Source organism: Nostoc sp. DedVER02 (genome assembly GCF_034530675.2).
GTDB lineage: Bacteria > Cyanobacteriota > Cyanobacteriia > Cyanobacteriales > Nostocaceae > Nostoc.
In genome coordinates this window covers 106,081-130,930 of the sequence record NZ_JAVRCP020000018.1, presented here as the reverse complement: position 1 = coordinate 130,930, position 24,850 = coordinate 106,081, and the positions used below count along the sequence as shown (strand labels likewise).

General features: G+C 43.9%; 22 protein-coding genes and 1 pseudogene. 16 read left to right on the top strand and 7 right to left on the bottom strand.

The annotated features are described in order from the left end of the window. Positions 1 to 174: 174 nt before the first annotated feature. The 3 genes from RMZ41_RS19115 to RMZ41_RS19105 all read left to right on the top strand — a co-directional run bounded on the left by RMZ41_RS19115 (position 175) and on the right by RMZ41_RS19105 (position 1,887). Positions 175 to 912: an SDR family oxidoreductase gene (locus RMZ41_RS19115; protein ID WP_322643330.1), complete on the top strand. Its 738-nt coding sequence runs from the start codon at positions 175 to 177 to the stop codon at positions 910 to 912. 150 nt (positions 913 to 1,062) lie between these two features. Then, positions 1,063 to 1,269 (top strand): glutathione S-transferase N-terminal domain-containing protein, encoded by a 207-nt coding sequence (locus RMZ41_RS19110; protein WP_322643331.1) that lies wholly within the window; start codon positions 1,063 to 1,065, stop codon positions 1,267 to 1,269. Between the two features lie 12 nt (positions 1,270 to 1,281). Continuing rightward, positions 1,282 to 1,887: a class I SAM-dependent methyltransferase gene (locus RMZ41_RS19105; RefSeq protein ID WP_322643332.1), complete on the top strand. Its 606-nt coding sequence runs from the start codon at positions 1,282 to 1,284 to the stop codon at positions 1,885 to 1,887. Positions 1,888 to 2,179: 292 nt separating this feature from the next. Here RMZ41_RS19105 and RMZ41_RS19100 read toward each other — a convergent pair whose 3' ends face one another. Together RMZ41_RS19100 and RMZ41_RS19095 are read right to left on the bottom strand one after the other, a co-directional pair. Continuing rightward, positions 2,180 to 2,305: a hypothetical protein gene (locus RMZ41_RS19100; protein WP_322734478.1), complete on the bottom strand. Its 126-nt coding sequence runs from the start codon at positions 2,303 to 2,305 to the stop codon at positions 2,180 to 2,182. A 336-nt stretch (positions 2,306 to 2,641) separates the two neighbouring features. Continuing rightward, on the bottom strand, positions 2,642 to 3,220 hold the full coding sequence (locus tag RMZ41_RS19095) for a Uma2 family endonuclease (protein ID WP_322643333.1): 579 nt from the start codon (positions 3,218 to 3,220) through the stop codon (positions 2,642 to 2,644). 35 nt (positions 3,221 to 3,255) lie between these two features. Here RMZ41_RS19095 and RMZ41_RS19090 point away from each other — a divergent pair, with 35 nt between their 5' ends. Further along, on the top strand, positions 3,256 to 3,417 hold the full coding sequence (locus RMZ41_RS19090; RefSeq protein ID WP_322643334.1) for a hypothetical protein: 162 nt from the start codon (positions 3,256 to 3,258) through the stop codon (positions 3,415 to 3,417). Here the strand turns inward: RMZ41_RS19090 and RMZ41_RS19085 are convergent. Together RMZ41_RS19085 and RMZ41_RS19080 are read right to left on the bottom strand one after the other, a co-directional pair. After that, entirely contained in the window at positions 3,409 to 4,407 is a 999-nt protein-coding gene (locus RMZ41_RS19085) for a phosphotransferase (protein WP_322643335.1), read from the bottom strand. The two genes, RMZ41_RS19090 and RMZ41_RS19085, sit on opposite strands and share 9 nt — an antisense overlap. 532 nt (positions 4,408 to 4,939) lie before the next feature. Continuing rightward, on the bottom strand, positions 4,940 to 5,701 hold the full coding sequence (locus RMZ41_RS19080; RefSeq protein WP_322643336.1) for a DUF6748 domain-containing protein: 762 nt from the start codon (positions 5,699 to 5,701) through the stop codon (positions 4,940 to 4,942). Between the two features lie 585 nt (positions 5,702 to 6,286). On the opposite strand from RMZ41_RS19080, the gene RMZ41_RS19075 reads away from it, so the two are divergent. From RMZ41_RS19075 to RMZ41_RS19060, 4 genes and pseudogenes are all read left to right on the top strand, one after another. After that, positions 6,287 to 6,925 (top strand): NAD(P)H-dependent oxidoreductase, encoded by a 639-nt coding sequence (locus tag RMZ41_RS19075; RefSeq protein WP_322643337.1) that lies wholly within the window; start codon positions 6,287 to 6,289, stop codon positions 6,923 to 6,925. Next, positions 6,915 to 8,807, top strand: a complete 1,893-nt coding sequence (locus RMZ41_RS19070) for a monovalent cation:proton antiporter-2 (CPA2) family protein (protein WP_322643338.1) — start codon at positions 6,915 to 6,917, stop codon at positions 8,805 to 8,807. Before RMZ41_RS19075 ends, RMZ41_RS19070 begins: the two co-directional genes overlap by 11 nt. A gap of 305 nt (positions 8,808 to 9,112) precedes the next feature. Continuing rightward, positions 9,113 to 9,202 (top strand): annotated as a pseudogene (locus tag RMZ41_RS19065) (IS5/IS1182 family transposase); the annotation flags it as partial. A 29-nt stretch (positions 9,203 to 9,231) separates the two neighbouring features. After that, positions 9,232 to 10,659 (top strand): alpha-amylase family glycosyl hydrolase, encoded by a 1,428-nt coding sequence (locus RMZ41_RS19060; RefSeq protein WP_322643339.1) that lies wholly within the window; start codon positions 9,232 to 9,234, stop codon positions 10,657 to 10,659. A 266-nt stretch (positions 10,660 to 10,925) separates the two neighbouring features. Here RMZ41_RS19060 and RMZ41_RS19055 read toward each other — a convergent pair whose 3' ends face one another. From RMZ41_RS19055 to RMZ41_RS19045, 3 genes are all read right to left on the bottom strand, one after another. Continuing rightward, on the bottom strand, positions 10,926 to 12,284 hold the full coding sequence (locus RMZ41_RS19055; protein WP_322643340.1) for a hypothetical protein: 1,359 nt from the start codon (positions 12,282 to 12,284) through the stop codon (positions 10,926 to 10,928). A 120-nt stretch (positions 12,285 to 12,404) separates the two neighbouring features. Then, positions 12,405 to 12,725: a hypothetical protein gene (locus RMZ41_RS19050; protein ID WP_322643341.1), complete on the bottom strand. Its 321-nt coding sequence runs from the start codon at positions 12,723 to 12,725 to the stop codon at positions 12,405 to 12,407. Further along, positions 12,665 to 12,889: a hypothetical protein gene (locus RMZ41_RS19045; protein ID WP_322643342.1), complete on the bottom strand. Its 225-nt coding sequence runs from the start codon at positions 12,887 to 12,889 to the stop codon at positions 12,665 to 12,667. The genes RMZ41_RS19050 and RMZ41_RS19045 overlap by 61 nt, the downstream gene beginning before the upstream one ends. Before the next feature lie 133 nt (positions 12,890 to 13,022). Between RMZ41_RS19045 and RMZ41_RS19040 the strand changes: the two genes are divergently transcribed. The 8 genes from RMZ41_RS19040 (at position 13,023) to cheB (ending at position 24,801) form a co-directional block, all read left to right on the top strand. After that, a complete protein-coding gene (locus tag RMZ41_RS19040; RefSeq protein WP_322643421.1) occupies positions 13,023 to 14,675 on the top strand; it encodes a CheR family methyltransferase in 1,653 nt (550 codons plus the stop codon). Continuing rightward, positions 14,665 to 15,708, top strand: a complete 1,044-nt coding sequence (locus tag RMZ41_RS19035) for a chemotaxis protein CheW (protein WP_322643343.1) — start codon at positions 14,665 to 14,667, stop codon at positions 15,706 to 15,708. The genes RMZ41_RS19040 and RMZ41_RS19035 overlap by 11 nt, the downstream gene beginning before the upstream one ends. A gap of 421 nt (positions 15,709 to 16,129) precedes the next feature. Further along, positions 16,130 to 17,587 (top strand): methyl-accepting chemotaxis protein, encoded by a 1,458-nt coding sequence (locus RMZ41_RS19030; RefSeq protein ID WP_322643344.1) that lies wholly within the window; start codon positions 16,130 to 16,132, stop codon positions 17,585 to 17,587. Between the two features lie 83 nt (positions 17,588 to 17,670). Then, positions 17,671 to 17,874, top strand: a complete 204-nt coding sequence (locus RMZ41_RS19025) for a hypothetical protein (RefSeq protein WP_322734480.1) — start codon at positions 17,671 to 17,673, stop codon at positions 17,872 to 17,874. Between the two features lie 209 nt (positions 17,875 to 18,083). Beyond that, positions 18,084 to 19,490 carry a methyl-accepting chemotaxis protein gene (locus tag RMZ41_RS19020; protein WP_322643345.1) on the top strand — a complete coding sequence of 469 codons (1,407 nt, stop codon included), beginning with the start codon at positions 18,084 to 18,086 and terminating at the stop codon, positions 19,488 to 19,490. A gap of 21 nt (positions 19,491 to 19,511) precedes the next feature. Beyond that, positions 19,512 to 21,080 carry a methyl-accepting chemotaxis protein gene (locus RMZ41_RS19015; protein WP_322643346.1) on the top strand — a complete coding sequence of 523 codons (1,569 nt, stop codon included), beginning with the start codon at positions 19,512 to 19,514 and terminating at the stop codon, positions 21,078 to 21,080. 27 nt (positions 21,081 to 21,107) lie between these two features. Further along, the gene (locus RMZ41_RS19010) at positions 21,108 to 23,465 is read left to right on the top strand and encodes a hybrid sensor histidine kinase/response regulator (RefSeq protein ID WP_322643347.1); all 2,358 of its coding nucleotides are present in this window, start codon (positions 21,108 to 21,110) and stop codon (positions 23,463 to 23,465) included. 205 nt (positions 23,466 to 23,670) lie between these two features. Next, the gene (cheB, locus tag RMZ41_RS19005; RefSeq protein WP_322643348.1) at positions 23,671 to 24,801 is read left to right on the top strand and encodes a chemotaxis-specific protein-glutamate methyltransferase CheB; all 1,131 of its coding nucleotides are present in this window, start codon (positions 23,671 to 23,673) and stop codon (positions 24,799 to 24,801) included. The last annotated feature ends 49 nt before the right edge of the window (positions 24,802 to 24,850 follow it).

The window sequence follows — 24,850 nt, the reverse complement described above, 5'->3', positions numbered from 1 at the left end:
AGACGGCGAAAAAATCGGTGTTGCTAGATTCGGATGATGGATGATGATACCATGCTAGAGGAAACGGTGGAAGCCGCAGTCTTTCTTCAAGAGAGCAGCTAAATTTCTTTGCCCTAACTTAGAGCGATTGTCCAAGGTTTTTCAGATCGTGGAAAACCATAAAGAGAAATTCAAATGAACTACGACATCAAAGACAAAACCATTTTGGTTACGGGCGCAAATCGTGGCATCGGCAAGGCGATAGTTGAGTCCTTTATTGAACATGGAGCCAACAAAGTCTATGCGGCTGTTCGTCAGATCAACAGTGTCTCCTCATTGGTTGAACAATACGGCTTACGGGTAGTACCAATTCAGGTTGATTTAGGCGATCCCCAATCTATTGTTGCTGCTGCTCAAAGTGCCCCAGATGTGCAAATAGTTGTCAATAATGCAGGAGTCTTTCAAGCTGGAACTCCCCTAACTGAGAATGCAATCGCCGCTCTCGAATTTCAGATGAAGATCAATGTATATGGATTGATTTACATGGCTCAGGCGTTTGCCCCGGTACTCAAAGCCAATGGAGGTGGTGTCTTTGCCCAAATCAATTCTGTTGCTTCGCTCAAGGGTTTCCCTGACTCTGCGACTTACTGTGCCTCAAAAGCTGCGGCCTATTCAATCACCCAGGCATTACGAGAACTATTAAGTAAGCAGGACACGCTTGTACTAAGTGTTCACCCTGGCCCAATTACCACGGATATGAGCGATGCGGCAGGAATGAGTGAAGTTTCACAGCCACCTGCACTTGTGGCAGATGGGATAATAAAAGCTCTCAAAGCTGGGGATTTTCACGTCTTTCCTGACTCGATAGCGAAACAAATGGGCGATGCTTATAAAAGCTTTGCCCAAAATGTCGTTGAAGTGTCATCAAGTTAACTACATTACAGGGTAATGCTCTAGACAAGGAAATCTGGGTATTAAACAGCAAGCCCAAACTCTTCTCTATTGATGAACAAACCAATCACAATATCATGCATCAAATCCATTAAAAATAGGAAATCACAATACTGAATTTATAGCAGCGATATGGCGCGAATCTTATACTATGCACAGCGCTTACCTTACGCTCGGAAAGTGAGAATTGTCCTGGCACAGAAGCAGCTACCTTACGAACCCAAAGAAACAGACATTAACAATAAATCAAGAGAATTTCTGAGTTTATCTCCCATCGGTAAAGTTCCGGTATTGGTGGATGAAAATGACCTCGTTTTTTGGGATTCAACTATTCAATAGAAGGAGTAACTAATGATGACCGAACGAGAATTTCCGAACTGGGAAGCGCTCTATCAAGAACAAGCCGTTGAAACCATGCCCTGGTTCAACCCTAGCTTAGATCCAGATATTGAAGAAGCGCTCCTTACCCTTGAACTGAGCAATGGTTCAGTGCTGGATTTGGGAACAGGGCCGGGAACTCAAGCGCTCGCCCTAGCCGAACGAGGATTTCAGATGATGGCGACAGATTTATCAGAGGCGGCCATTCGTCAGGCGGCAGCAAAAGCAAACCAAAAGGGATTAGAAATTTCGTTTCAGCAAGATGATATTCTCAACAGTCGTTTGGAACAATCTTTCGATTTGATTCTTGACAGAGGATGCTTCCATGTTCTACCACCCCAAAGCTATGGTACTTATGTGCAAACAGTCGCAAGCTTATTAAAGCCTAAGTGCTACCTGTTACTAAAATGCTTCTCTCAAGAGGAAACAAGAGAACAAGGCCCTTACCGCTTTAGCCCAGAGGAGATTCAGGAGATATTCAAAGAACGATTTAATCTGCGTTTAGCTAAACAAACGGTCTATCATGGGATACTCGATCCCCTTCCTAAAGCACTCTTTTGCATCTTAGAAAAGCATTGATTTTTTTGCACAAATTTATCACTCATTCATAAAACAGGGCTATGCGCCAGAGTCTAGCTTGAAAGCGAGTAGCGAGTAGCGATTAGCGATCGCCTGACTCGACTATTTAAAATTTTAGGCAGACACAAAACCCTACCCCTGCATCGGAAACCGCCGCATCATCTCCTACACCTCCACCGCCTTACCCTCTGGCGTGTACACAACCTCACCCGACATCGCAATCACAATCCTTTCCTGCCGCACTCATTCAAACCAATTGTTCACAGCAGATTTCACCTGTGCAGACTCCGGCTTACTCATCCCACTTCACTAGCAACCCATCCACAATCGCAACACCCCACTGTGGAAACTTCGCCAATAGTTTTTTGATCACAATCTGCTTTCGCCGGATCATCCCAGCACTCTTGCAAATACTCAAACCCTGGATTCTGCCCCGAATTTGCCGCAACTTTTAATTTCTGCATCCGCTCCGGTCGTACATTTGACCTTGCGACCACTTTTCAGCATTTGGCACGGGCGGCGCGGAACTTTCACCCTCATCAACTACTTTGACTTCTACAGCCAAAACTTGTTTTTTTCGCTGACAAGGAAGCAGAATAACCCTGTTATAATTGCTCCCGTGTTTGATTAGCGTAGATGTGAAACGGCTTGTTGCTAGACATCGCTGAAGTTGAAGAAAATTCATTTTGTGCAACGGGCGTGGCGGAATAATTTTATTTTCCTCGTTTATTCTCTGTTTTAATCCCTAATTGAGTTATTCAAATTCAGGTGGCCATAATTCGGCTATTGCTAATTCCCAACCTGGAAGTAACTCTGGTATTACTAATTTGTCGTTATCTCTTAAAATAACTGCTTCCTGGTTAGGGCGATAAACTGTAACTAAAAGTTTGTCAGGGTCAATGAGAATACCTACTGTAGAACCAAGTTCTAGGAATAGTTTTATTTTTTCTTCCAGTGGTTTGATACGGTCACTTTTAGATTTGACCTCAACCGTGAGATCGGGGACTAACTGCACAAAATCACGCTGAGTTTTCTTGAGTTGTTCTGCCCGAACAAATGAAACATCTGGAGCGCGTAAGTTTCTTTTTTCCGGGTCGCCCATAGTTTCACCGATTTCAATGCTTGGCAAGATAAAACCAGCGCTGGAACCTGTAACTCTGCCTAACTTGCGAGGCATCACCCACATATTAAGAAACGTTAATAGGCGAGAACCAATTTCGTCTGACTCATAATCGCATGGCCCCATAACGATGATGTTTCCCTCTACTAGCTCCATCTGCCAATCGGGATTCTGTGACTGTAATTGTTCTAAGTCTTTGATTGTCAGAGACATAAGGTATAACTCGCTTTCAAGCGCGATCTCTTTCTATGATACGCAATAAGCCTACGGCATGGCTTCGCTTACCGCAACAAGCAGGGGATATTGACCTGGATGAGAGAGAAATACGTCGCCTCATTGATGCCCAGCTACGAGCAGCAGGATGGGAAGTAGATTCACAACATCTTACTTGTGCTGATCAATCAAACTGAGATCATGCTTAGAAACTCCCTTAATAAATTTGGAACTGCTTCCATATATTGGTTTCGATGGATTGCATTCATTGTGGATAAAACTGGTAGCCACCTCAAAGCTACAACAATAGGAGACAACTGTTGAGCTTGCTCAAACGCTTGTTGGAGTCTTTCCTTAGTCTCATATTCAGCCCATTGTTCTAAGTAGCAAGCTCCCAGTCGCTCAAACCAAGATGAATTTTTTGCTAATTTAAATCTCCTCTTCAAACAATCGTAGGTACTATGGAGGCTGAAGAAAGGATGAGTGATGCTACTATCACCCCAGTCAAAAAACAAGTAATTTTCATCGCAAATAAAGATGTTCCCATCGTGTAAGTCACCATGATGCAAAGTTTCTGGTATACCAAAGGTCGCTAGTTCTTCACATAATTTAACTAATAAGTTAGCCTGATTCTGTAAACACTGATATTCGAGTAAATTAAGTCCACCAGGCTGATTCAGCCCTAATGTTTCGGTATCCATTAGCAGTTGTTGAAACATAACAGGCAAGCTTGCTAAACGACGATCAGGCACACCCAGTTCCAGAAACTCATTAAGATATTTGGTACAATCTTGTTGCAATTTTGCATAGCAGGGTAAAAGATTCTGCCAATGTTTAATGTCATCTTCAATTTTCAGAGTGTCCTGAAGCATCATCCCTCCATCAAGCATAAGTAGCCAACCAAGCTCCCCATTAATCGCTAAAACTTGTGGCATAGATTGAGGATACCGATGCGATAGAACTTGGCTAAGTGCGGCTTCATAAGCAAGCTCTGATACAACTGCTTTGAAATAAATGTTACCGATGCTTGTGGGTATTTGCAGAACTGTTGACCAGTGACGAACGCGAAGCTGCTTAATTGAATCAATGCGTTTGATCTCTTTTTGATGTAACTCACAATCAATCCAACTACTGGCTTGCTCAAGCCAGCTTTGTTGTGTCCAAAGTAGTCCATCAAAATAAGTCACACAGATCCTCAACGAATGTTTTTTAATTGCAAATGCTTTTTTGTTAGTTTAACCTGACTTCAAATAAGTAGCGTCTGGTTCGGCAACTCGCGATCCCTGTTGTTTTGGTGAAGTCCTGTATACGACAACAAACATCTTTTACCTTTCCCCTTTCGCCTTTAACCTTTTCCCTTTTATTAAGGGCGCTTTCATACAAGTAAAAAGGGTATAGTGATCTCTATGTTGCATACAAGATATACCAAAGCTGCTAAACCATCATCCTTTGGAGGAGTAAAAATTCTAAATTAAATATTTAGAATATATTAAATTCATATTCTGCAAAAGTACAGATAGATGCGGGATCTACCGACACCGTATAGAATAAATGCGCGCACGGCAAGGAGATTACTGTAGAGACAGCATGGCGTTGGGGATGGGAACGAGTATTGTAATATGCCAGTATTTGAAGTGCGACGCTAAATAGTCCGTCGCAGATATCGCTCCCACACCGCTTGTCTATTTTGAGAATTATTTTATCTGAGCTAAAATTCTTTTACTTTGGTTCCACTCTCAAATAAAATTGTGTAGCCACAAACTTAGTATCTCTCTTGGTTGGATCTGCGTTTTCTGCTACCTCAGTTTTACCTAGAGCAATCAAACCTTGATCGAAAATTTCATTTGTTGCTGCGTCAAGTTGTTTTTGTGTTGCACCAGTTTGACTCAAATCAATTGACGAAACTTGAGCAGTCTTAGGTTTATTTAGAACCAGATTATCTGTAGAGAAGCAAGGAGTTGTGATGCAACGAATACCATTGTCTTTTAGTGCTACAAAAGTACCTTTTGCTGGGGTATTTGTCGCCGCATAGAAGGCTTCTTTTACTCTCAAATTCCCAAACTCACCGAATCCAGAAAATGTTGCTGGAACGATGTTACCTCTGAGAACCACACGGCTACCATCATCATTTTGAATTTTTATTAGTTCGTAAGCCGAGAGTTTCAGGGAACTCCAATCAATTGCAGACACATAGCATTCGGAGCGAAAAACACCATCTAAGCAAGGAGTAGCTTTCAAATTGACAAGCTTTATAAAATATCCACCGCATATTGGAGAAGCACATTTGCGAAAATCTCTTCGCACCATGTAATATCCCCACTGTGGAAACTCTTGGTTTTTGACAGTGACTGCAACAGAATCAGTAGTCTCTGGAGCAGAAATATCTTGCGCCGATACTTTGGAGAAAAATTCGTTGCTAACTATTATTGCACCTAATAGGGGAATAATTGAGTATTTGTAGTTAAGCGATATTTTGTTCATGGGAGCTTTAAATTTTATTTAAGAGTTCAATACTTTTATTAAAAGCTAAGAGAAGAGTGTAAGAAAATTGCTGTCAAGTACAAAAAATTATACCACTATTATCTATGTAAATTTTTTGGCGAATTGTTACAATGATTGAAAAAAAATTCAGATGTTGTGAATACATCCGTCAGAATGCAACCAGTAGGGATTCAGAACTGCTACTAATGGGCACCAAGTTGATACGGAAAGAAATAACGCTAGAGGCAGCATGGCGTTGAGAATGGAAACGATTCCTGAAATATATGCTTTATTTTACGGGCGAATTTATTACTCATCCCAATCCACCAACACCCCATCAACACAAGCAATTCCCCACTGCGGATACTTCGCCAGCAATTTTTTGATCGCAATCTGCTTTCACCAAGTAGGTGTAAGCAGCTAAACCAGCCATCAAATTGACCAGAGCGCACTTCGTCTATCCAGTTAAGCAAATTCTTATCTAGCAAGCTTTTTGGGCTGTTTTATCCGTCGAACTCACGTTAACAGAAGTTTGGATGCTATTCTTTGCAAAGAGCAGCCACTTAACTCTTATATGCAAAACCAATGGGCAGTTCTAACCAAATATTAATTTTATTTGCTCACCCTGCACTTGAAAAGTCACGGGTGAATCGACATTTGATTCAAGCTGTTCAGGGGTTGGATTCAATCACTATTCATGACCTCTATGAGGCATACCCTAACTTTGACATTAATGTGAAGTTTGAACAGGATTTACTCCTTGCCCACGATATTATCGTTTTCCAGCATCCCTTCTACTGGTACAGCAGTCCTGCTATTTTGAAGGAGTGGCTGGATTTAGTGTTAGAGCATGGATTTGCTTACGGTAATACAGGAACGGCGCTGCATGGCAAAAAACTGCTTTCAGCAATCACGACGGGGGGAAGCGAACAAGCTTACTGTCGGGAGGGATATAACTACTTTTCTATCCAAGAACTGCTAGTGCCATTTGAGCAAACAGCGCGTCTTTGTGGCATGGAATATTTACCGCCCTTTCTTGTACATGAAACACATCAGCTACGACAGCAACACCAAATTGCTAAACACGCAGATGATTACCGTACTGCAATCATCGGTCTGCGTGATAACACTATAAGCTGGGAACTTCTCAAGCAATTCAAACATTTAAACCAAAACTTAGCTGAAGTGATCAAGATACAAGAGGCCCCATACCATGCACAATGAAGATTTTTTCTTTCAAGCATTTATTTACTTGATGGCGGCGGTGCTGTCAGTACCAATTGCCAAACGATTAGGACTTGGTTCAGTTCTAGGCTATCTGATTGCCGGGGTAATCATTGGCCCCTTTGTACTAGGCTTTGTGGGAAGTGAGGGAAGCGATGATGTGATGCACTTCGCCGAGTTTGGTGTAGTGATGATGCTCTTTTTGATTGGTTTGGAACTGCAACCATTCCTGCTGTGGCGATTGCGCGTCCCGATTCTTGGATTAGGAGGTTTGCAGGTTCTAGTTACGACTTTGGTTATAACTGTCCTGAGTTTAATTTCCGGGCTCTCGTGGCAAATGGGTTTAGCGATCGGCATGATTCTATCATTGTCTTCAACGGCGATCGTTCTCCAAACCCTAAACGAGAAAGGGTTAATAAAAACAGAAGGCGGACAATCGTCCTTTTCAGTACTGCTGTTTCAAGACATCGCAGTTATCCCAATGTTAGCTCTGTTACCGTTACTGGCAATGAAAAACAGCCCGACAGTGAGTTTGGTTGTTAATCGGGTAATCTTTGTCGCCGCAGAGCAACAAAAGGCAACTGTACCAGGTTGGCAACAAGCCTTGCTGGTCATGGTAACAGTGGGTGGCATTATTGTTGCCGGACGGTTTCTAATGCGCCCGATTTTCCGCTTTATTGCTGCTACCCGATTGCAAGAAATTTTCACGGCGACAGCTCTACTATTGGTGATTGGGATTGCCCTGGCGATGCAGCAGGTTGGTCTTTCACCTGCACTGGGTACGTTTGTTGCCGGAGTTGTTTTGGCGGATAACGAATATCGTCACGAACTGGAGACTAATATTGAACCTTTCAAAGGCTTATTGTTGGGGCTGTTCTTTATTTCGGTTGGGGCTAGCATCAACTTTAATTTGCTAATTCAACAACCCTTTTTGATTCTTGGATTAGTCATCGGACTAGCAATTATTAAGTTTGCAGTGCTGTTTGGGTTGGGTTGGTTGTTCAAGTTGGAAGCCAGCCAGAATCTACTTTTCGCCTCCGCCCTCGCCCAAGGAGGTGAATTTGCCTTTGTTCTGTTCTCGTTTGCTACTAAAAATAACGTCCTAACTACAGCCGTGGGGGGTATCATTGTTGCCGTTGTTGCATTGTCAATGGTGCTGACACCATTAATCATGCTGATTAATGAGAAGTTCGTGCAGTCTCGTTTCGTAACCACAGCAGTTGAGCCAGAAGCAGATTCCATTCATGACAATGAAAATCCAGTAATCATCGCAGGCTTTGGCCGCTTTGGACAAATTGTTGGTCGTTTACTGATTGCCAATGGCTTTAAAGCCACAGTTCTCGATCACAACCCGACTCAAATTGATATGCTGCGGCGTTTTGGTTTCAAAGTCCATTACGGAGATGCGTCCCGAATTGATTTGCTACATACAGCAGGAGCAAGGCAGGCGAAGCTATTTGTTTTAGCCATAGATGATCGCCAGAAAAGCCTAGAAACTGTTGATCGGGTTCATAAATATTTTCCTCACCTGAAAATTTTAGCGCGGGCTATTGATCGTAATCATGCCTACGAGTTGCTTCGGCGAGGGGTTGAAGTGGTTGAACGGGAAACCTTTGGTTCAGCGGTAGAGATGGGAGTGGAAGCACTCAATTTATTGGGTTTCCGCTCTTATAAGGCGCGTCGAGCCGCTAACATCTTTAAAAGCCACGATCAGCAGGCTTTGCGGGAAATGGCGAATATGGAGACAGATGATACGATATTGGTGGCGCGATCGCGTCAACTAGCTCAACAGTTGGAGCAGTTATTAAGGGCAGACGATAAAGACCTGACTCATGAAGTTGACCGAGCCTGGGATATTTCAGATTTACAGAAGAATGTCTAAAAGGAATATGCTCAAGTAGTAACAGGCTTATCCCGAATCCCCTAACTTTTCTGGAAGCTCCTTATTATAACACAGCATAGAGCAAGTCTAGATTCAGGGTTTTTGACAATTTAAAAAGAAGTTTGGGACTTCCAAAGAATAAATTAATCAACAAAAACTAAGAGCATATAGCAATCTATCTGAGTTTTGAAAATCACAAATCTCAAAACCCCGGTTTATTGAAGAAACCGGGGTTCTTTTTGTTTACGAATAATTTAGGTAATTTAGGATTGCTATATTTAAATCATAAACTCTGAATTATTACTAATAAGGATTACGAGCGTCTCCCTGAAATGAGTGAAGCTGCCATATATGCCGTTATGACTCGTATTATGTTACGTCGTCTAGTCGTCTAAAGATTTACTTTATAAATGGTTTCTGAATCATGTCTGCAACAATATCTAGTAAAACACGAGATAGCTTGACAATAATGTATTTGATGAAAACTATTTTTATCTGTACAGTTGGAATCTGCACAATTTGCATTTACCCGATTAAGACATTAGCAGCAGAAAAACCTACTGCAATTTTTCATGCATTTGATCAGCAGTACAGTGATCTTGAAAAGTTGGTATGTAAAATAGGGAAGCAAGGATATTCTCACATTCAAATTTCTCCAGGTCAAAAATCTAATCCGGCTCCAGAATGGTGGGCACGCTATCAACCTGTAGACTACAGCATTATTGAAGGTAGAGGTTCACTGTTAAATTTAAAAAAGCTTATTAGTCAAGCTCATAGTTGTAATGTAAAAGTGATTGCTGATGTTGTTTTCAATCACATGGCTAATTTAGATGGCAATGATGAGTTTGAAGATTTAACGAAATTTCCAGGTCTTTTTCTAAGTGATTTTAATTCCGACTCAACCCATCCAGGTCAAAAATCTTGTAGCATTAATTATAGTGATGGCAATAGAGATTCAGAAATTAATTGTTGGTTAGGTGGGCTTCCCGATCTGAGATTTACCAATAACGTTAAAAAAATTCAAAAAGCTCATTTAAAAAAATTGCTAAGTTTAGGGATTGATGGATTTCGGTTTGATGCTGCCAAGCATCTGCCAGCAGATGTTGTCAAAGAATACATCAGCTATGTAAAGCAACAAAGCCAAGGAAAAGCATGGAATTATGTTGAGGTAATTATAGATAGGGACACCAGTGCAGAAGATTATAACTGGATTGCTGCTGTCACAGATTTTGCTCTTTATAATTCAATTAAAAATGCCTTTAGCTTCGGTGGAGATTTGCGATCGCTGCGAGTGACCACAGGCATAAACGATTCGCATAGTGTTACCTTTGGCAGAAACCACGATACTATCCGCGAGATTAATTCTAATGCCATTAACCCCTATAGCGATCCCTTTGACTCATATCTTGCAACAGCGTATGTGCTGGCGAGAGAAAGTGGTACTCCTTTAATACTGAACTGGGATAATAGAGATTCTTCTTTTATCAAATATGGTGTTAAATTCCGCCAGATTATGCATCAACGAGGAAATCAGGGAAAAAATATCAAAGAAAATATTTTAACAGGCATTGATAGTCCGACTGTATTGCTAATGGAGCGAGGCAGTGAAGGATTTTTTGTTGTCAATAAAGGGGAGAATAAATTTAATATCCCAGTACTAGATTTGACCTTGACAAATTTGGATGGGTGTTATCGGGAACTCCGTAATAACTTTACTGTTGCTATTGAACATCGAGAGCAAGGGAAAAAATTTATAACTCGTTGGATCAGTTGGAATAGAGGCGGTATGGAAGTTCAAAAACGCGATGCACTCTATTTTATTCGAGAACCTTTTAATCAATGTCAAGTATAGACGCTTCCTCCATCTTTAAGAGGATGTTTGAAAAGCTCAAAATATCTATAGTTCGCTATTTTGAGCGTCACCAAGTAAAAGGAAGAATCCTAATTTTTCCTTGCTCTGGCTTGGGGATATTACTTTTGATACAAAACCGGAGGAACTGACCTTTTAGCGATCGCTTTCTGTGCCTAACTTTCTCACGCCATCCATTCATTCCACTGCGGTGCATAAATTTTTTCTCCGACTTACTTCCCTGGATTTGAGATGCACTTGATATTAAACTAATCTCTTTGAAAACCTTTCACTGGTTGTTTTTGTCCTTTACCTTTGGGTTTAGATTTATTCACTTCTGTAAGTGCTTCTTGAAATAAATTATGTAGATGTAAAGGAACACTAGCAATTTCTGGTAATTCTGGCTCGATAGGTTTACCATACTCTTGCAAAATTTTGTCTAAATCATTGCTCAGGCTAAATTCAGCACGTTGCAAGAAATCTTGCAAGACTTTTTCTAATTGAGTGGGATATTTTTTTGCTAAACGATGCCATGTATAAGCATTAATATTTTTATCTTCTAAGTAGTGACGAATTAGTTTTACTGCACCTTCAATACTTTGCCAATCATCAGCTAATAATATAGTTGTGAATTTAGTATATGTTGATAAAAACATCAATCCCCAACGTGGGTGAGAAATCGCTGTGACTTGTTCTGCTCTTATGAGTTCAGCAGGTAAACCTACTTTAGGTGCAACCATTTTTTGCTTGCTGTTTTTCCCATCGAAGGTTTGAGAAACAGCGTTAGTATCAATTCCAAATTCTTTAGCAGCGACGATAATTTCTTCTGGACTAATACCAGCTTTTGCTACTATTTCATTCAAATATTTGGAGCTATTAACTCCGGCGGCTTTGAGATATTTATCAGTGATAATTTCTCGAAATTCAGTTATCTTTTTATTGAGTTGGTATCCTGATAATGTCAATTCATCAGTCCTAAAAAACTCAACAAACTGCTGATGATATTGCTCTACTGACTGCCATGCTTCTTCTAATAAGTCTGGAGCATCGCTGTAAAGATGACTTTTATAATTATCTTTAAAATTTCCAATGGCGACGGCGAGTTTTGGCTTACCGAGTTTACCCATAAATGTGTGAGAGCCAGAAAATATCCACTCATTATCAGTAAGAGGAAAAATGCGTGTTAGTAAAATATCTCCTGGCTTGAAACGAGATATGGCTGGTTGTTTTTCAGGGCTGTTAGACTTGACAATGTAATTTTTGGCTGTCAGAACTATGTAACGTTTAGCTGTCAGCCAGTTCATGAGTTCTAAGCCATCAGGTAAAATCTGGGTGATAGCAAATAAACCAATAAAACTACGATGCCAGCTATTGAGTAGATTGCGATCGTTCTCTGACAAATCTGCATGACTGGCGATAAATAACTCTATAGGTGAGCGATCGCCAATTTTCCCTTCTGTAATAAACCTGTCAAGGATTACTTGTTGTTGGGTGCGATCGCCATTACCGCTAGGTATCTGTGCAGCTGCATAAACTTTCAGCGCTTGTGCTAGTTCGCCGTCAGCATCTAGGACAAAATTAACCAAGGCTTGTTTGAGTGTGTGCGATCTTTCTACTATGGCATCCACAAGCGAATCTTTCTACTCAACAATTGTAGCTTATAGCGTTTTTGAGAATTATCGCATCTAGCAATAGCTAGATTTTTTTAGCCATAGCGTTTTTTATTCTTGTCAGTCCAGTCTGATGATTTAGCGGGTGTCAGTAACTAGTGTAGTTAACTCTATATTATTGCTGCTTGACACCGAATCAGAATTGTGGGACGTGGAAAGTGATGTTGTGTCATACCATTTCACGAAATACCTGATACAAATAAATTGGGGATACCACCCATCATCGTCTCTTAAAACCAAATCAGGGGTTACGTCAATTTCATAACGACGGGGCAATTCAGCCTTGCGTTCCTGGTGTCGTTCGGTTTTTGTTTTCGCCCGTTTATCTTGGAGCTTTTTTAGTTCGGCATAAAAGACTTCATCAGAATCCGCGATCGCTTTACACTCAGTAGCATACAATTCAACAGATGCCGCCTTAACCGACTCAATTCGAGTTCTGGGAGGTCGGGAATCATTTTCTGCCCTGCGATCGCTTGCATATCGCTGATAGAAGTATTAACAAGGCGACTCAGGTGAATTTTCTCAAGATTCAGGATCATTTTTCCTGACTCTAGTTTTGCCATTAGCAGTAGGCTTTCGGTTAGCGATCGCAACTGTTGTTCCGCATAGGTTGGTTTTTTCGCGCCGATTTACTAAATCCAAATCAAGAGATAGAAATGGGAAACCTAAGCGTATTGGCTCAAAAATTATATAGTGATGAATCAAACGCTCGGCGATCGCCCCATTTTACTTGAACCCAATTCTCAACACAGTGATGACTTTAGTTTGTCACAGATGGTCGATCTGATTGCTGATACATTCGGCATTCATATCAAACCACACTATCAAGATAGATTAAAGAAAAATCTTTTAACTCGCATCCAAGCGCTAGGATTATGCTCGCTCAATGATTATTATCAGTTCTTGGTGGCAAGAAATCAATTAGTTCCTGGTGCGACAGAGTGGCGAGAACTAATTTCTTTACTCACTGTCACTGAAACTTATTTTTTTCGCGATCAAGGGCAGATGTCGCTGCTCAAAAATCAGCTGCTCCCAGAGTTAATCGAGCGCAAACGAGAGCTTAGTTTAACTCAGTGCAACGCTGGTAATGGAGAACTTTATCGACCGACATTACGGCTTTGGAGTGCTGGGTGTTCGACTGGTGAAGAAGCTTACTCACTTGCCATTCTAGTGAAAGAACTAATCCCTGACAATCAGATATGGGACATTCTGATTTTAGGCACAGATATTAATCAACGCGCGATCGCCCTGGCTCGACAAGGAATTTACAGCGATTGGTCTTTTCGGACAACCACTGAAGAAATCAAAAATCGCTACTTTCAATCCCACAAAAAAGGTTGGAAAATCGATCCTGCTATTCAAGCAATGGTTACATTTCAACCGGGAAACCTGATGCAGGATAACTTTCCGGCTTACGCGTCTAGTATTCACGATTTCGATTTGATTATTTGCCGCAATGTGTTTATTTATTTTGACTTCAACGCCATCGCCCAAGTTATAAGCAAGTTTTACTGCTCTCTGACACCGGGAGGGTTTCTGCTCACAGGCCACACGGAATTACACGGACAAACAACTGAACCGTTTCAAGTCAAAAATTTTCCGCAATCTGCCGTTTATCAAAGACATAGCTCGCTCAAGGAGCAGAGCAAAGTCTTGAATACCATAACACCTGCTGCCATTGAGAGCAGGGAAACCGAAATTTCTTACCCCTCTCTCAATCCGGTTTGGTTAACAAATTTATCTGTTGAGGCGTGCAGGGAAAGAAGAGAAGCAGGGGAAGAGAAATTGTTTAAGAGTAATAACTCTCTCCCAAGCTTGGAGACGGGCTTCGACGTGAGCGCCAACACTCAAACTCTTTTAGATGCAGCCAAAGAATCGCTAATTCAAGAAGCTTATGCCGATGTCATTCAATTAGCCCAACAACTGATTGCTCTTGTTCCCCAACACTTTCAGGCATATTGTTTGATGGCAGAAGCTTACGCGAATTTTGGCGATTACTCCCAGGCGAGTCAGGCGTGTCAGCAGGCACTCCAGATTAGCCCATTGGCGATCGAACCTTATCATTTGTTGGCTCAAATTGCCGAAGAGCAAGGAGATCGCGACAGCGCCAAATTATTCTTAAAACGTATTATTTATCTCGCTCCTAATTCTGTTACTGCTCACCTGGAATTGGGTTTTATATATGAACGAGAGGGAAATGAAAAACAGGCTCAAAAAACCTGGCGATCGCTTCTAGAAATTTTGCAAAATCTACCCCAAGAAGCGATCGATTCCCATAGTCAGCAAACCACTGCTGAACTAAAAGCACACGTTCTCAAGCACTTAAATTCAACTAGTTATGAGCCATGAATCTTATTTAATGTTTAAACTCAACCATTCACGCTATGGGATTCCGGCTACAGCCGTGCAAGAACTCTTCTTTCTGCCAGAAGTGACTGCGATCGCCAAAACTTCCAGCACAATTTTAGGCGTGATTAATCTGCGAGGGAAGTTTCTCCCCGTGATGGATTTATATCGCCTTTTAGAACAAGCACGTCCCCCTTTTCAATTGACTGACAGCATGATTGTCGTGGAGTGGCAAACTCAACGACTCGGAATCATCGTCAATCAAGTGGATAGCGTGCAAGCGATCGCACTCGATCGGATCGCTGCCGATGTTTGCGATCGATCGAAAGAGAGTTTGTCGGATAGATTGGTGACTGGTATTGCCAACCTTGAGGACGGCATCGTTACGTTGCTCAATCCCGAACTGTTGGTGCAACACACCTTTATAGAGTCTGATTTTAACAACGGCTCAGTCAATGACGCACTAAAACATCCCTCTGATTCAGCCCTAAATCAGGGCTTATACGCTCATTTCGATTCGCAGGAGCGACAGATTTTGCAAGAGCGAACTGAAGCTCTGCGGTGTTCGATTGATGACGAGGATTCGGCATCGCTTTTGCCTCTAGCGGTTGTGGGGTTGGCGGGTGAGTACTTTGGGTTTGGCTTAGAAACGGTGCATGAGTTTACCGATATTCACAAGATTACCCCGATTCCTTGCTGTCCGCCGCACATTGTTGGCAACATCAACTTGCGCGGCGAAATTGTCACCTTAATTAACATCAATAATGTAGTCGATCTGCCCATGAATGGAGTGCGATTGCATCAGCAAGCCGTTGTCGTGCGTCTGGATCGACGAGTGGCGGGCATTGCCGTCGATGACATTTTTGATGTGACGTATATTCATCCCTCCCAAATGACCGCGCCTCCAATTGCCTTGAATTCTGCCAAAGACGACTATCTCCAGGGTGTCGCACCTTATCGCGATCGGATGATGAGCATCATCAATTTATCTAAATTGCTCACTTCAGAGGTGTTAGTTGTCAATGAAGAAGTCTAACGCCCATAAATTTAGTAGTTCGCCAAGGAACTTGGTGGGGGAAAGGTTTTAAATTCCTTACCCTTTACCCAGCCCTCACAAGCACATTGTTAGGTTGACAGAAGCACTAGTAGTTCGCCAAGTGAACTTGGCGGGGTAAAGGGTAAAGGGGAAGGGGGAAAGGTTTTAAATCCCTTAGCCCTTACCCCTTCCCCTTTACCCAGCCCTCACCCAGCATTTTTGGGTTGGCAGACTACTAGTGGTCTGTCCCATTAGTAATGCCCAGGTTTGTAGTGAGCGATTTATCGCTCAAATCAAGGACTAAAGTCCTTACTACGAACTTGTGCAATCTTCCGTTGATTCAAAAATCCGATCGCAAAGATTACAAATGATAGAAATATTGAAAAATCCTTGAACTCATTCATTCACAAGAAATAACAAGATGCAAAGTAAGCGAAATTGGAAACTGAGATACTGGATTATGGGCAGCTATGGAGTTCCCATTCTGGCGTTAATAATTTCTGCGGGGCTGATATTTCTTAATATCAACCTGGTGAGTCAGCGATCGCAAGATTTAGTTTCTTCCTATAACGTTAATTCAGCGATTAATGCCCTTGCCACGAATGTGCAGAGCGGTTCTAAGTCAGTTCGAGGCTATTTGCTAGAAAAAAATCAGACATCTTTTGACGAATATCAAAAATCTCAAAGAAGCTTCAACGAGCTTTTGTCAAAGCTCATGTCGCTTGCCAGAACAGAGCAAGAGCAACAGTCATTAACCAGACTAGAGGGACTGCTGAATAACTTAATGGTTGTCGAGGATGATTTGATTGGCAAAGTGAATCAAGGTAAGCTTCAGGAAGCTGTTGAAACCTGGAGTCACGAAAATGCCCGCAGTATGGTCGATCGCCTGACAAGTGCGATCGATGAAGTTCAGCGCCGAGAAGACCAGAATGTAATTTTGGCTGCCAAGGAACAACAAGCAGCGCTCGATACGCTCAAGCTAACCATCCTGTCCGCAACTGGACTCTCCTTGCTGTTGTCGGTTTTGACTGGCATTTGGATAATTAGCCGCACTGCTCGACAAATAAATGAATCAGCCAGTGCGATCGCTACCTCAACGGCTGAAATTGCCGCCACAATCGAGGAACAAGAACGCACTGCTAACCAACAGGCAGCCTCGGTCAGCGAAACTACCACTACAATGGACGAACTCAGCGCCTCTGCTCAACAGTCTGCCCAGCAAGCCTCCACTGCCTCAACCAGCGCTCAACAAGTCTTAAATTTGGCAGAGCAAGGCAATCAATCACTGAACCGCACCTTGGAAGGAATGGCAGCCTTGAGCCACAGAGTTAGTGCAGTAGCAGACCAAATGCTGCGCCTGAACGAACAAACTAAGCAAATTGGCAATATTTCCGGGTTGGTGAGCGACTTAGCAAATCAAACCAATATGCTAGCGCTAAATGCGGCAGTAGAAGCAGTCCGCGCAGGGGAACAAGGCAAGGGCTTTGCAATCGTCGCCGCCGAAATTCGCAAACTGGCAGATCGGAGTAAGCGATCGGCTGAAAAAATTAATGTGCTGGTGAATGACATTCAATCCGCCATCCACTCAACCGTTGTGATGACAGATGAAAGTACAAAAACTGCTCAACAGGGCGCGGCAATAACTAAGCAAACGGTGGAGGTCTTTATCAATGTCACCGATGCCGTCAACCGGATGGTGTTGAATATTCAGCAAATCTCGCTAAACGCTAGCCAGCAATCTATTGCGGTTCAGCAAATTTTACAAGCAATGAATGCACTTAATAACTCTGCTAGAGAGACAGCCATCGGCATCAGTCAGACTCGCGTTAGCACTCACCAACTCAATGATGCAGCTTATAAGCTACAGAGTGTTGTGTAATCGGGGGCAGGGGGAAGGGGAAAAGGGGAAGGGGGAAAGGGTAAAGGGGAAGGGGTAAAGGGGAAGGGGGCAATGCAACAAAGGTGCAGGTCAATGCAACAAAGATGCAGGTCAATGCAACAAAGATGCAGGTCGATGCAACAAAGGTGCAGGTCGATGCAACAAAGGTGCAGGTCGATGTAACAAAGGTGCAGGTCGATGCAACAAAGGTGCAGGTCGATGTAACAAAGGTGCAGATTAAGAGATTTGTGTGTATACCGCAATACTGTTCGGTTAAGCATTTTTAACTCGAAATTGGGCTTTGGGAAAAGTTACTAGGTTTGGGTTAAAAGCTTTTCTTTCACCTTTACCCTTTACCCTTTACCCTTTACCCTTTCCCCCTTTCCCCTTTCCCCCTTTCCCCCTGCCCCCTGCCCCCTGCCCCCTGCCCCCTGCCTCCTTCCCCTTAGCAATATCTGGAAATTCTCGAACTTATTCACTTACAGGAGATCGCAAGATGGAAAGCAAACGAAACTGGAGACTAAGATACTGGATTATTGGCGGGTATGCAGTTCCCGTGCTGGCATTGTTAATTTCTGCCGGAGCAACGATTGTCAATATCAACACGGTGAACCAACGGTCAGAAAATTTATTGTCTTCTTATGACATTAACTCAATACTCGACGATCTTTCTGTTAGCGTGCAAAGTAGTTCTAAGGCAAATCGAAGCTATTTGTTAGAAAAAAATCAGCAATCGTTTGAGAGCTACCAAAAGGCTCAAAAGAATTCCAAGGAATTTCTAGCAAAACTGATAACACTTGCCCGATCGCCAGAGGAACGACAGTCTTTAACCAAACTAGAAGAACTGCTGAATAAACAGATTGCTTTTGACGATAACCTGATGGCAAGAGTGGATCGGGGCAAAGTCAAAGAAGCCGTTGCAAGCTGGAGTCAAGGAAATTCCCGCAATCAAGGGCAGGATGTGGTAGACATGATTGGCGAAATGCAGCAGCGAGAAGATCAGACTTTTGCAATTGCCGCCAAAGAGCAACAAGAGGCGCTCAATGCCCTCAGGTTCACGGTGATATTAAGTAGTGGACTCTCTCTGCTGATATCTGTTTTGATTGGCATCTGGGTCATTAACCGCACTTCCCGCCAGATGAACGCTTCTGCTAGCGCGATCGCAACTTCTACAACCGAAATTGCCACGACGATTGAGCAGCAAGAACGCGCCACCATCCAACAAGCCACTTCTGTCAACCAAACTACCACAACAATGGATGAATTGGCGGCTTCCTCGCGCCAGTCTGCCGAACAAGCAGAAGCCTCAGCCGCAGGAGCGCGGCAGGTGTTGTTGCTGGTAGATGGTCGCACTCAAGAGGGTCAGTTCAACCAATCGAGTCTACGCGAGAAAGTAGGCGATATTGCCACCCAAATTCTCCATCTAAGCGAACAAACCAATCAAATCGGCACGATCTCCACCCTGGTTAGTGACTTAGCAAGTCAAACTAATATGCTAGCGCTCAACGCGGCAGTAGAAGCCGTGCGAGCCGGGGAACATGGCAAAGGCTTTGCGGTTGTTGCTGCCGAAATTCGCAAACTGGCAGACCAGAGTAAGCGATCGGCTGAAAAAATTAATCTACTGGTTTTAGACATTCAAAAATCGACCAATTCCACCGTTATGGTGACAGATGAAGGCACGAAAACCGTAGAAAAAATTGTGGATGCGATCAAAACGATCGCCCTAAATGGTCAACAAATTTCCCTTACTTCCAATCAACAGGCGATCGCGGTGCTACAGGTGGTAGAAGCCATGAACTCGCTGAATATTTCCGCTAGGGAAACCGCCTCTGGTATTAGTCAAATTAAAGCCGGCACCCAACGACTGAATGATGCCGCCCAAGAACTAAAAGCCGTTGTCTAAAAATGTATTGGAGTTACAGCTATGTTAAAAAATATGTCTCTGCGTGGACGATTGATGGGATCGTTTTTGCTGATGGGCGGTGTTGTTTTGGTCGTTGGGTTTTTCGGCTGGCGGGGTACTCATCAATTAAGCAGCCATATCGACACTCTCAGTAATAACAGTCTCCCCAGCATCGACGGATTGTGGAGAGTTAATGAAGGGCAGACTCAGATCCAGTCGGCAGAGCGAGCAATTCTCAACCCCGAATTACCCGCAGCAGCCAAACAGTCTGAGTTAAATCGAATGCAGGCAGCCTGGAAGCAAATTGACGCAGGTCTTGAGGAATATGAAACCACGCCCCGCGGCCCCGACGAGGACAAACTCTATCAAACATTTAAGCAACAGTGGCAGGCGTGGAAGCAAGATCATGCTGCCTATCTTCAGGCTTACCAGGATTTTACTCGGTTAGGTGTTGTAAACCCCACTGCCAGACAGCTGGAATTGACCAGCCAGAAGCGAGAAAATTCTCCAGAAATGAAGGTGGCGATCGCTGCTGCCGATCGACTGACACAACTCAGACAAAACGCTGTTGTCAAAAATGATGTTTCCTTTGCGGCTGCAACTAACTCATTGTTGCAACTGATCAAAATTAATCAAGATACTGCTGAAGATGCAAATAAAGCCGCCAGTGACGATACCCACTTGACCACAGGTTGGGTGGTTACTGGGATTATTGCTGGGCCTCTGGGGGCAATCTTACTAGGATTTTTTCTTGCTAAACCGTTGACAAGCAAAATTGCTCAAATTGTTCAAACAATGGCTGCCTCCACCAATGAAATCGCCGCTGCCGTTGAGCAGCAAGAACGGACTGCGACTCGGCAGGCAAGTTCTGTCAATCAAACCACTATCACCATCGATGAATTGGGAGCCTCATCGCAGCAGTCAGCCGAACAAGCAGAATCGGCGGTAACAGGCGCACGGCAGGCGTTGATCCTTGCAGGTAACGGTGCTGATGCTGTAAAACGTACTCTCAAGGGCATGGAAACCCTACAGCAGAAAGTCGCAGCGATCGCCGACCAGATCACACGTTTAAATGAACAAACCAAGCAAATTGGCAGTATCTCTGGTTTGGTGGGCGAGTTGGCAAGTCAGACTAATATGCTGGCGTTAAATGCGGCTGTAGAAGCAGTTCGCGCAGGAGAGCATGGTAAAGGTTTTGCCGTTGTCGCTGCGGAAATTCGCAAATTAGCAGACCAGAGCAAAAAATCAACTGAAAAGATCGGTACCTTGGTAGGGGACATTCAATCTGCCATCAGCATCACTGTCGTTGTCACCCATGAAGGCACTAAAACTGTAGAAGAAGGGACGCGAATTGCCCAGGAAACATCAGAATCCTTTGCAGGTGTAGAAGGTGCAGTGAATAACATTGTCATCAACAGTCAACAGATTTCACTCAATATCAACCAGCAAGCGATCGCCATTCAGCAAATTGTCTCTGCCATGAATGACCTGAATATTGCTGCGCGTGAAACTGCCAGTGGCATTACCCAGATCCGCTCTGGTACTCAACAACTAAACGAGTCAGCGCAAGCACTCAAGGCAACCATTTAGTCGCTTAACCTTTAACTACTTAAAACTATGATGATCGATGATGAAGAACTGAGAGACGTTTTCAAAGTAGCCAGCGAAGAACACCTGCAAAACCTGGATGATGGATTACTGCATTTGGAAAACCATCCCGACGATCTGACTGTCCTGGAAGCCTTGATGCGAGAGGCGCATTCCCTCAAAGGCGATGCTAATATGCTGGGAGTCAAAGATGTAGGCACTCTGGCACATCAAATTGAGCATATTTTGACTCAACTCAAGCAACAAGAAAATCCTGCATCCTCGTTGGGCAATGCTACAACAGACTCACCCTATGAACGCCTTGCTCATGCGATCGCTGCTATCCGCAAACTCGTTCATGAAGCCGTCACCGGAGAACCTGCCAGGGTTGATACCTTTTCTGTTCTGGCAGAATTGATGGGAGCGCAGCCGGTAAAAAGGGAAGATAATCTAAATCAAGAGCTAGAAGTCAACAGTACTGAAGTAATAAATACAGTAAAACAAAATACTTTTGATAAGGAGCGAGAGTCAAAGGAAAACGGAGCAATCCAAAATCCAAAACTTGTACTGAGCGAAGTCGAAGTATCCAAAATCGTTCGACTGAGCGAAGCCGAAGTCCAAAATCCAAAATCCCCCACCAATAGCTACCGTATCGAAACCATCCGCGTTGGTACTCGCCACCTAGATACGTTGATGACGCAAGCAGGGGAGTTAACTGTCACCAAAATTCGGATTGCTCATCGGCTGGGAGAAATTGAGGCGATCGCTAATTTGTGGGAAGAATGGAATCGAGATTTATTCACTAATCGGTTTGCGTTCAGCCGAGAGCAACAAGGTGATGTCGCCCTGCAACGTCTAGAAACTTTTCATCATCACTCGGAAAAACGATTAGAGGAATTGGGTCATTTGGTGAAAACCTTGCAGAGTTCCCTTTCAGAAGACACAACCCGACTGGAACAACTAAGTAGCGATTTAGAAGAAGGTATTCGTACCCTGCGATTGCTACCCTTTGCAACGATTTTCAATCTCTTCCCCCGGATGGTGCGCGATCTGGCGCAGCAGCAGGGAAAATTAGTGGAGTTGATCCTCGAAGGCAAAGACACCCTTGCCGACAAACGCCTGTTGGAAGAAATGAAAGATCCGCTAATGCACATTTTGCGGAATGCGATCGATCACGGGATTGAGTCACCACAGGAACGGGAACGGCTAGGAAAACCAACAACGGCAACGATTCGGCTTAGAGCTTACCAAACTCCCACTAACATTGTGCTGGAAATCAGTGATGATGGGCGGGGGCTTGACCTGGATAGAATCAAACAAATAGCGGTGAAACGGGGCATTTGCGGGGAAGAAGAATCGGCAGCAATGACTCCTAGCCAGATCCAAGCGTTGATTTTCGCACCGGGATTTTCAACAGCTCCCCTGCTTACAGAAGTATCAGGCCGGGGTGTGGGGCTGGATGTAGTGCAAACCAATGTCGAGAAATTGAAAGGTACGATTCAGGTAGAATCGTTTCCTGGACAGGGATGTACGCTGCGCGTCAATCTCGGTATCACCTTGGCAACCGCCCATGTCTTGATTGTGCAAGTGAATCAAATGCCCTATGCTATCCCAGTGGAGTTTGTGCAAACCGCTTGCTTAATCAAGTCAGAAGAGATTTTTCCCTTAGAGGGACGTGACACAATCATTCGGGATAGCCAACCGATTTCAATTGTGCAGTTGGCCGATCTATTAGAACTGCCCCCGATGCCATCTGGATTAACTCAAGAAACGGCACTTTCCTGTATTATTCTTCAGGTTGGGCAAGCACAACTGGGTGTAGTGGTAGATGCCTTAGTGGATGAGCAAGATGTATTGATTAAACCCCAAAGTCACTTACTTAAACGAGTCCGCAATGTTTCCGGGGCAACAATTTTAGGCACTGGAGATGTGTGTATGGTGCTGAATCCCCAGGATTTGGTGAAGTCAGCCCGATCGCGATCGCAATCTCTCTCTTCTACCCACACTCGTCAACTTGCGCCTACAAAACCAACCGTCCTATTAGTGGAAGATTCTATTGCCACACGCACGCAAGAAAAGCGAATTTTAGAAACCGCAGGTTATCAAGTAATTACTGCTGTGGATGGTTTGGATGGATTGAACAAACTGCGATCGCACACCGTTGATGCCGTTGTTAGCGATGTGCAAATGCCAAATCTCGATGGCTTGGGGTTAACTGCCAAAATCCGCCAATATCAAGAATATAGCGAACTTCCAATTATCCTGGTTACTTCGCTTGCCAGCGATGAAGATAAACGTCGGGGTGCGGAAGCCGGAGCCAATGCCTACATTATCAAAGGCAGCTTTAATCAAGAAGCCTTGCTGTCAGCCCTCAAACGGTTAGTGTAGAGGTTTTCAGATGAATGAAGAATAATTTTCTCGTATAGCCGTAGTCACATAGGTTAGGACATTTGGAAAACGTGAATGCTAGGAATTAGTAATAGTTTTACCTCCTGCCTCCTGCCTTCTGCCTCCTGCCTTCTGCCTCTTGCCTTCTGCCTCCTGCCTCCTGCCTCCTGCCTCCTGCTATAAAATCTCAACTTACTGTCAATTCATGAAAAACTCTGCCCCAATTCGCGTCTTTCTGGTGGAGGATTCGCTCGTCGCCTTAACCATCCTCAAGCGAATTCTGGCGAGTTCCCCGGAAGTGGATGTGGTGGGAACTGCTCCCAATGGCGTGGAAGCATTGGAGCGAATTCCAGCTGCACAGCCGCAGGTAATCTGCACCGATTTACACATGCCCAAAATGGATGGACTGGAACTAACCCACCGGATTATGAGAGACTATCCCCGTCCCATTCTGGTAATCAGCGCCTCCGTCAACACTCAAGAAGATTCCCGCAATGTTTTTAAACTGCTGCAAGCGGGTGCTTTGGATGTTTTTCCCAAACCGAACATTGACTCACTTTCAGACTATGAACACATCAAGCACGAATTAATCAACCGGATCAAAGTTCTGGCAGGGGTTACAGTCTTTACTCGCCACACTTCCCGAACTGCGACGGTAGAACCTAGAACGCATCTTGTTAGCCCTAAAAGTAAGCCAGAACCATTCAGCCCAAAAGCTGTCAGTAACTCGCAGTTCCCCATTCGTAATTCCCCGTTTTCCCTGCCCAAAGTCGTGGCGATCGGAGCCTCTACAGGCGGCCCCCAGGCATTGTACGCGATCCTAAAACAACTGCCTGCCAACTTTCCCGTACCCATTCTGTGCGTCCAACATATCAGCGAAGGATTTCTGCAAGGACTGGTAGATTGGCTGGCAGCAGAATGTTTCCTGCGGGTGACGATCGCCCAACCGGGAGAATTTCCCCAACCGGGTACTGTCTACTTCGCTCCCGAACGACAACACCTGCAACTCGATACTCAAGGGCGATTAACCACCGTCAGCACCCCTGCCGTTTCCGGGCATCGTCCCTCCGTCACAGCTTTGTTTCAAGCCGTTGCCACCTGCTACCCACGATCGGCGGTTGGTATTTTGCTGACTGGTATGGGACGAGATGGTGCAGATGGATTACAAGCGATCGCTCAAGCCGGAGGTACTACCATTGCCCAGGATGAACAAACCTGCGTTGTCTTCGGGATGCCTAAAGAAGCGATCGCTCTGGGAGCCGCCCAACATATTTTGGCGATCGGCGAAATTGCCCCCATGCTATTGAATCGAATTTCCAGTTATCGGTTCGGTTAAAGGGGAAAGGGGAATAAAAAACCTTTAACCTTTACCCTTTTCCCCAGAC